9 protein-coding genes are annotated in these 6,838 nt (G+C 38.5%); 2 read left to right on the top strand and 7 right to left on the bottom strand.

The window, feature by feature from the left end:
* Nucleotides 1-113 precede the first annotated feature (113 nt).
* On the top strand, nt 114-1,088 hold the full coding sequence (locus tag QZ334_RS06075; protein ID WP_287536587.1) for a diaminopimelate dehydrogenase: 975 nt from the start codon (nt 114-116) through the stop codon (nt 1,086-1,088).
* A gap of 452 nt (nt 1,089-1,540) precedes the next feature.
* Nucleotides 1,541-2,647, top strand: a complete 1,107-nt coding sequence (ychF, locus tag QZ334_RS06070; RefSeq protein WP_178884444.1) for a redox-regulated ATPase YchF — start codon at nt 1,541-1,543, stop codon at nt 2,645-2,647.
* 79 nt (nt 2,648-2,726) lie between these two features.
* On the opposite strand, the gene QZ334_RS06065 is transcribed toward ychF, so the two are convergent.
* The 7 genes from QZ334_RS06065 to QZ334_RS06035 all read right to left on the bottom strand — a co-directional run bounded on the left by QZ334_RS06065 (nt 2,727) and on the right by QZ334_RS06035 (nt 6,618).
* Nucleotides 2,727-2,963 (bottom strand): CsbD family protein, encoded by a 237-nt coding sequence (locus QZ334_RS06065; protein WP_060923838.1) that lies wholly within the window; start codon nt 2,961-2,963, stop codon nt 2,727-2,729.
* Between the two features lie 65 nt (nt 2,964-3,028).
* Nucleotides 3,029-3,268 (bottom strand): GlsB/YeaQ/YmgE family stress response membrane protein, encoded by a 240-nt coding sequence (locus QZ334_RS06060; RefSeq protein ID WP_060923839.1) that lies wholly within the window; start codon nt 3,266-3,268, stop codon nt 3,029-3,031.
* Nucleotides 3,269-3,419: 151 nt separating this feature from the next.
* Entirely contained in the window at nt 3,420-4,130 is a 711-nt protein-coding gene (locus QZ334_RS06055) for an NAD(P)H-dependent oxidoreductase (protein ID WP_295212847.1), read from the bottom strand.
* A gap of 112 nt (nt 4,131-4,242) precedes the next feature.
* A complete protein-coding gene (locus QZ334_RS06050; protein WP_060923933.1) occupies nt 4,243-4,500 on the bottom strand; it encodes a DUF3343 domain-containing protein in 258 nt (85 codons plus the stop codon).
* A gap of 111 nt (nt 4,501-4,611) precedes the next feature.
* Nucleotides 4,612-5,211, bottom strand: a complete 600-nt coding sequence (gene yedF, locus QZ334_RS06045) for a sulfurtransferase-like selenium metabolism protein YedF (RefSeq protein ID WP_295232785.1) — start codon at nt 5,209-5,211, stop codon at nt 4,612-4,614.
* 165 nt (nt 5,212-5,376) lie between these two features.
* The gene (gene selD / locus QZ334_RS06040) at nt 5,377-6,405 is read right to left on the bottom strand and encodes a selenide, water dikinase SelD (RefSeq protein ID WP_295232781.1); all 1,029 of its coding nucleotides are present in this window, start codon (nt 6,403-6,405) and stop codon (nt 5,377-5,379) included.
* A gap of 9 nt (nt 6,406-6,414) precedes the next feature.
* A complete protein-coding gene (locus tag QZ334_RS06035) occupies nt 6,415-6,618 on the bottom strand; it encodes a DUF951 domain-containing protein (protein ID WP_060923842.1) in 204 nt (67 codons plus the stop codon).
* Between the last annotated feature and the right edge of the window lie 220 nt (nt 6,619-6,838).

The raw sequence follows: 6,838 nt of genomic DNA, 5'->3' as shown, positions 1-6,838 counted from the left end.
GGTCTTTTATATATATCATCAATTAATTCTATAGAAAAATATCAAATGCCCTAATTTTGTGCTATAATAAAAATGTTAATAATTAAATTTCTCGATTTATATAGGAGGCTAATATGAGCAAAATTCGTATTGGTATCGTTGGCTACGGCAACTTAGGTCGTGGTGTTGAAGCATCCGTAAAATTACAACCTGATATGGAGCTTGTTGGTGTATTCTCTCGACGTAAAGGTTTAGAAACAGTTTCTGGTGTTCCTACATATACTATGGAGGATCTACCAAACTTCAAAGGTAAAATCGATGTTATGGTTCTTTGCGGTGGTTCTGCAACAGACCTTATCGAACAAACTCCAATGGTAACTAAATACTTCAACTGTATCGATTCCTTCGATACACATGCACGTATTCCTGAGCATTTTGCTAATGTAGACAAAGTAGCTAAAGAAGCTAAAACTGCTACATTGATTTCTTGCGGTTGGGACCCAGGCATGTTCTCTTTACAACGTGTATATGCTGAAAGCATCTTGCCTCAAGGTAAATCTTATACATTCTGGGGCCGTGGCGTTTCCCAAGGTCACTCCGATGCTATTCGTCGTATTGATGGTGTTCTTGATGCTCGTCAATACACTGTTCCTAAAGAACAATACCTTGAAGCTATCCGCAATGGTGAAACTCCAGACGTTGATGGCTACAAAGGTCACCTTCGTGAGTGCTATGTAGTGGCTGCTCCTGATGCGGACAAAGCTAAAATTGAAAATGAAATCAAAACTATGGAAAACTACTTCGTAGGTTACGAAACTGTAGTAAACTTCATTTCCCAAGAGGAACTTGATCGCGATCACAAAGGCATTCCACATGGTGGCTTCGTTCTTCGCTCTGGTGAAAGTACAGATGGCACTCGTCACGTTATCGAGTACTCCTTAAAACTCGATTCCAACCCTGAATTCACAGGTTCTGCCCTCGTTGCTTACGCACGTGGCATCTACCGCCTTGCTAAACACGGCGGCACAGGTTGCTACACAGTATTCGACATTCCACCAGCTTGGATTTCTACACAATCTGCTGCGGACTTGAGAGCACATTCTCTATAAGAAATATAACAAAAAACCCACACCTCAGTGTGGGTTTTTGTCTTCTTATATGGTATACTATTACAAGAAGTGAGGCATAGATGTTTAGTAGCGTCAGCCTTGTTTCTATAGGTAAAAATTTGAAGAAACGGCTTGATTCTACTGGGTCAGGCCCTTTTTCATTCTAGCGGTAGAAAGCTAGGTGTACTAGATAGTCAGTCTATTTTGCCGCCATGATAATGGTAGCGATTAATTAGCAAGAACTGACACATCTAGAGGCCTCGACATCAATATATTATTTATCAATCTTTCTGTAAATGTATTTAGTGACACTACTAGTCACCTATGTGACTAATAGTGTCACTTTTTTAGTACAAATTTATAGCATCTATATGATATAATATTTATTTGATAGAGTTTCTACGGAAGCTTTCACAAAGAACGAAATCAATTAGTTAATAAAAGGTGGTACCATGAGCACAAATTTAGAAGTAGGCATCGTAGGCCTTCCAAATGTTGGTAAAAGTACATTATTCAACGCTATTACAAAAGCAGGCGCTGAAGCTGCCAACTATCCATTCTGTACAATCGAGCCAAACGTAGGTGTCGTTGATGTTCCAGACAATCGTTTAGCTGTATTGGCTGAAATGTTCGGCTCCAAACGCATCCTTCCTGCAGCTATGCGCTTCGTAGATATTGCAGGCCTTGTAGAAGGTGCGTCCAAAGGCGAAGGTTTAGGTAATAAATTCCTTAGCCACATCCGCCAAGTAGATGCGATTGCTCAAGTTATCCGTTGTTTCGATGACCCTAACATCACTCACGTTTCTGGCTCTATCGATCCAATTCGTGATATCGAAATCATCAACACTGAGCTCTGCCTTGCAGACCTTGAATCCGTGGAAAAACGTAAACAACGTATTGAAAAAATCGCTAAATCCGGCGACAAAGATGCGCGTACTGAGTTACCATTACTAGAACGCATCATCGAAGGTCTAGGTGAAGCAAAACCAGTTCGTGCACAAGGTCTCGAAGAAGAAGAATTAGAAATGATCAAAGAGTTGACATTGCTTACAGCAAAACCATCTCTTTATGTAGCTAACATTTCTGAAGATGAAGTATCTGATTACTCCGGTAATGAATATGTAAAACGCGTAGAGGAATATGCGAAAAGCGAAGGCGCTGGCATCGTTGTTGTTTCTGCTCGTATCGAGTCCGAAATTGCAGAGTTATCTGAAGAAGAATCCGCTGCATTCCTTGAAGATCTTGGCCTTGAAGAATCTGGCTTAACTAAACTTATCAAGGCAAGTTATGCACTCTTAGGTCTTATCAACTACTTCACAGCTGGCGAAATGGAAGCTCGTGCTTGGACAATCGTAAACGGCACAAAAGCACCTCAAGCGGCTGGTAAAATCCACTCCGATATAGAAAAAGGCTTCATCCGTGCTGAAATTGTATCCTTCGATGACTTACAAGCTTGCGGTAGCCAAAATGCGGCTAAAGAAAAAGGTCTTGTACGCCTAGAAGGCAAAGACTACGTTATGAAAGACGGCGATGTAACACACTTCCGCTTCAACGTATAATACAAATTAATAACAAAAAACCAGTAAATCGAACGATTTACTGGTTTTTTTAATGCTACAAAATAGCTTTTATTTAATTTTATTTGTCATCATTGCCCAATGCATTTTTAAGGCCACTAATCGCACCTTCTACAGCGTCTTTAGCATCATCTGCAGTTTTTTTGATATCATTAACAACACTATCAGCAGCATCTTTTACTTTTGCTACTGTATTCTCAACAGCACCTTCGGCTTGCATTTGTTTGTCATCAGTTAATTTACCTGCATTTTCTTTTACTGCACCTTTAACTTGATCTAATTTATCTTCTAATGCCATAATTGTGACTCCTTTCATGTAAAATCACGTTTAACCATATAAAATCTACTGTTACAAGTAGAGGGCTATCCTTTTTTTCCGAAGAAAAATGAGACTACAGCAACAACAATGACTGCACCCAATACAGATGGAATTAAGGACATTCCCGCTAAGCTAGGACCCCAGGTACCAAATAGGGACTGACCTACGGACGAGCCAATTAAACCAGCAACAACGTTAGCGATAATGCCCATTGCACCGCCTTTGTTAGTGATGGCACCAGCTAGGAACCCAATAAAACCACCAACAATAATTGACCATAACATATAATCACTCCTTCCTATTTAATCATAATATTCATAAATCCCATCAAAAATACAGTATTTATAAATACTTTAGAATTGTTGTGTATTTATAATATAGCATTCAATTCTAAAGGTTAAATGAAGAATTTCGATTTAGTTCTACATATATAATCTACTCAACTACTGTTACAATTTCATCCATTGTACGACGTGTTTTATTGCGATGTGGTTCTTCATCACGGTAACCAAAGGCAGCCATTACAGCAATGCCAAAGTGTTTAGTATCGAACAGGCCAAGTTCATCACCTAAGAGTGCGGTCATGTCATCTTGATTGAAGCCTTCTAATGGACAAGAATCTAAGCCTTCATACGCCGCCATAGTCATCATGTTCGCCATAACGATATACGCTTGTTTTGAAGCCCAATCAAAGGCAGCCCGTTCAGACTCAAATGTTTTAAAGTCACTTGTAGTAAATTGAGCATATTTCTCACGGTATGCTGCATCAACTTCAGCAGGTAATTGTTTAACCTCTTCTTGAATATGACGAATATATGGAGAATCGAATTCAAGATCAACTTTTTTACGCGCCAAGAAAACTACTACATGACTAGCTTCAAGACCTGCTAAAATCCCCCAGCCATGAGCTTTCATTTTTTCGCGAATTTCTGGATTTTGAATCACCAACAATTGGTAAGCCTCAAAGCCAAGGGATGTAGGAGACAAACGTGCCGCATTAAGAATAGCATTCCAGTCTTCTTCAGAGATTTTCTTATTGCTATCAAACTTCTTACAAGCATAGCGATAGGTCATAGCATATTCTAAATCTTTACGATCCAATTTTGGAGCGGTTAATTTTACATTTTCTATTTCATACTTGCTCATATATACCTCCATAATGATAAAAAATATCATATATTTATAGTACCATAGTTAGCCGTTAAATTATATAAGAATCAAAATTTAAATAAAAAACAAGAAAAAGCCTAGACGATGTCTAGGCTTTATATGGTACAGCTAGCTCGCCTTTTTCATACCAAAAGAGGCCAGATGTACTAATCTTATGTTCTTTTAAAATAGTCTGAACCTGCTCTACAATACTTGGATCTATTTGAACAGATAACCCACACATATCGTAAAGCTCGGGAGGTGTAGCCATCAATTGATGAGGCACCTCTAATTCTGTTAATATCTTGTCCGCTTTATCGCCAAAATAATAGGACGTAAAGACGACTAGCAATTTTTTATTTTCCAAGGCCTCACCTCCTACCATAGCATATACCATTACATTTTTATAACACTGACGATCCATTTAAAGCTAAGGCATCTCGTCTAAATTGGTCCGTTAAAATGCTAGTGCTAAGAATTATAACTTAACTAAATTCTCCCCAAGAATAGAGTCCGTAATAGCGTACATATTTGTAATGCTACCTACGCCAAGTTCTTCTTTTACCCCAAAGTAATCGAGACAAATGCCACATGCTGCAATTTCAACACCAAGATCAGCTAGTTTTTTAATATTTTCTAAATGAACAGAATCATTTACAACCATCTTAACACTGCTGTTGATGAAATAGATTTTAGATGGTTTTACATCGGCTTCTACCATGCACACCCAGAAGGTTTTCATCAAATTTCTACCGAGCTCTTCACTACCTTCACCGAGATAATCTTTTGTCATCAAGATGACACGGTTGCCGTAATTCATTGGTTTACAACTACCATCTGATACTGGATTATCATTAGGGGTCATAGTGAGGTAGAAATCCTTACCATCTTGGCGGATTGCCACACCATAACCACGAGACTTGCCAAACTTTTCTACATTATCGCGACTCACTTCATTATCTACAATAGTAGTAATAACAGCAACTGGATTCGCATCGCTAACCTTCTTAGTTTCAATAACAGGTTTTGGACACAAGCTACCACGTACATCTACAGTTAATTCATTTGTATTGCTCATCATACACCTCTATATTATATACATTATATGTTTTGTAAAAGTATTACCTATCAGCTATCAGCTATCAGCTATCAGCTATCAGCTATCAGCTATCAGCTATCAGCTAATGATATTGTAATTAAATATTGATTGCCAATAGTAGAAAACCTATTTTTTATAAATCTATTATGTAACACGTACTGCTAATCCACTAAAGCTTTCAACAGTACCAATAATAGCCGCACAGTCTATACCAGCCTTATGTAACGACTCTACGAGTTGTTCACCTTCATTAGCGGGAACAGAAAACAGTAAGCCACCCGAGGTTTGGGGATCAAAGAGAATATCCGTCCATACAGGGTCCAAAGCCTGATCTACTTGAACGTCTGTTATAGCCTTTCGATTCCCATAGGATGCAGCAGGCACCAAGCCCATTTGAGCTGCTTCGATGACATTATCAAATAGTGGAATGTCATAAGCTTTAATATGAATGGTCACATCAGAGGCACTAGCCATTTCTACGGAATGTCCCATTAGACTAAAGCCTGTTACGTCTGTACAAGCATGGATGGTAAAGTTGTGAGCCACCTCTGCTCCCACCCGATTTAATGTACTCATGCTAGTGACGGCCTGCTCAGTACCTACAGGGAATAAATCACCTTTTAGAGCATTATTCATAATTCCTGTACCAATTCGCTTAGTTAATATCAGCACATCCCCTACTTGAGCCCCTTTATTTTTCCAAATTCGATTTGGATTCACTTGCCCTGTTACAGACATACCGAAGATAGGCTCTTTATTTTCAATGCTGTGACCACCAACGATGGCAGCACCAGATTCAGCCACGATAGATCCCGCTCCGTTTAATACATCTGTTAATATACCTTGTTCAACAAGAGGCACAGGGAACCCCACAATATTCATAGCCGTTAAAGGCGTACCGCCCATAGCATATACATCACTCAAAGCATTAGCAGCCGCAATTTTACCAAATAAAATAGGATCATTAACCATGGGCGTAAAGAAATCTAATGTTTGCACTAATGCTAGTGTATCTGAAAGTTTATATACCCCTGCATCGTCAGCACCTGTCATATCTGCCAGTACGTGTTCATTGGTAACAGGTATCACTGCTTTTAATACACGATTTAATATATGAGGCCCAATCTTACACGCACAGCCCCCACTTGTTACGTAATCAGTGAGTCGTACCATCCGTCCTCCTTATTCATTCTCGGGCAATCGAGATACGATTTTCTTAACTGCCTTTTCAAATTTCGGGCGCGGCATCAATAGTTGATGACCACAACCATTACATACGATGAGAAAGTCTGTACCAATCCGTTTAACTTCCCATTCATCACTGCCACAGGGATGTGACTTTTTCATTTTTACCACATCGCCTATATAATATCTAACAAATGCCATAGCGCCTCCTTTTATATCGTTCAGTATTTATATACTTATTATACAAAAAATACAATGTTCTATAAACATATCAGAATTCTATAGTTATATAGTTATTTTATGGGGAGTTATTAGTACATTTAACAAAAGATTATTAATACGTAACGTAATCAATAATGATTTTTCATTTAGTTATCATTCTCAATATCAAAATGAACTTATTTTATAAACCCTGTACTAT

It is taken from the genome of Veillonella sp. (assembly GCF_019414865.1).
In the GTDB taxonomy this organism is placed as follows: domain Bacteria; phylum Bacillota; class Negativicutes; order Veillonellales; family Veillonellaceae; genus Veillonella.
Note: the sequence above shows the minus strand (reverse complement) of the source record. Positions and strands in the feature narration are given on the sequence as shown.

Excerpts from the sequence above, each read along its gene's own strand:
- QZ334_RS06075 (WP_287536587.1), top strand. The coding sequence starts at position 114 with ATGAGCAAAATTCGTATTGGTATCGTTGGCTACGGCAACTTAGGTCGT.
- ychF (WP_178884444.1), top strand. The coding sequence starts at position 1,541 with ATGAGCACAAATTTAGAAGTAGGCATCGTAGGCCTTCCAAATGTTGGT.
- QZ334_RS06065 (WP_060923838.1), bottom strand. The coding sequence starts at position 2,963 with ATGGCATTAGAAGATAAATTAGATCAAGTTAAAGGTGCAGTAAAAGAA.
- QZ334_RS06060 (WP_060923839.1), bottom strand. The coding sequence starts at position 3,268 with ATGTTATGGTCAATTATTGTTGGTGGTTTTATTGGGTTCCTAGCTGGT.
- QZ334_RS06055 (WP_295212847.1), bottom strand. The coding sequence starts at position 4,130 with ATGAGCAAGTATGAAATAGAAAATGTAAAATTAACCGCTCCAAAATTG.
- yedF (WP_295232785.1), bottom strand. The coding sequence starts at position 5,211 with ATGAGCAATACAAATGAATTAACTGTAGATGTACGTGGTAGCTTGTGT.
- selD (WP_295232781.1), bottom strand. The coding sequence starts at position 6,405 with ATGGTACGACTCACTGATTACGTAACAAGTGGGGGCTGTGCGTGTAAG.
- QZ334_RS06035 (WP_060923842.1), bottom strand. The coding sequence starts at position 6,618 with ATGGCATTTGTTAGATATTATATAGGCGATGTGGTAAAAATGAAAAAG.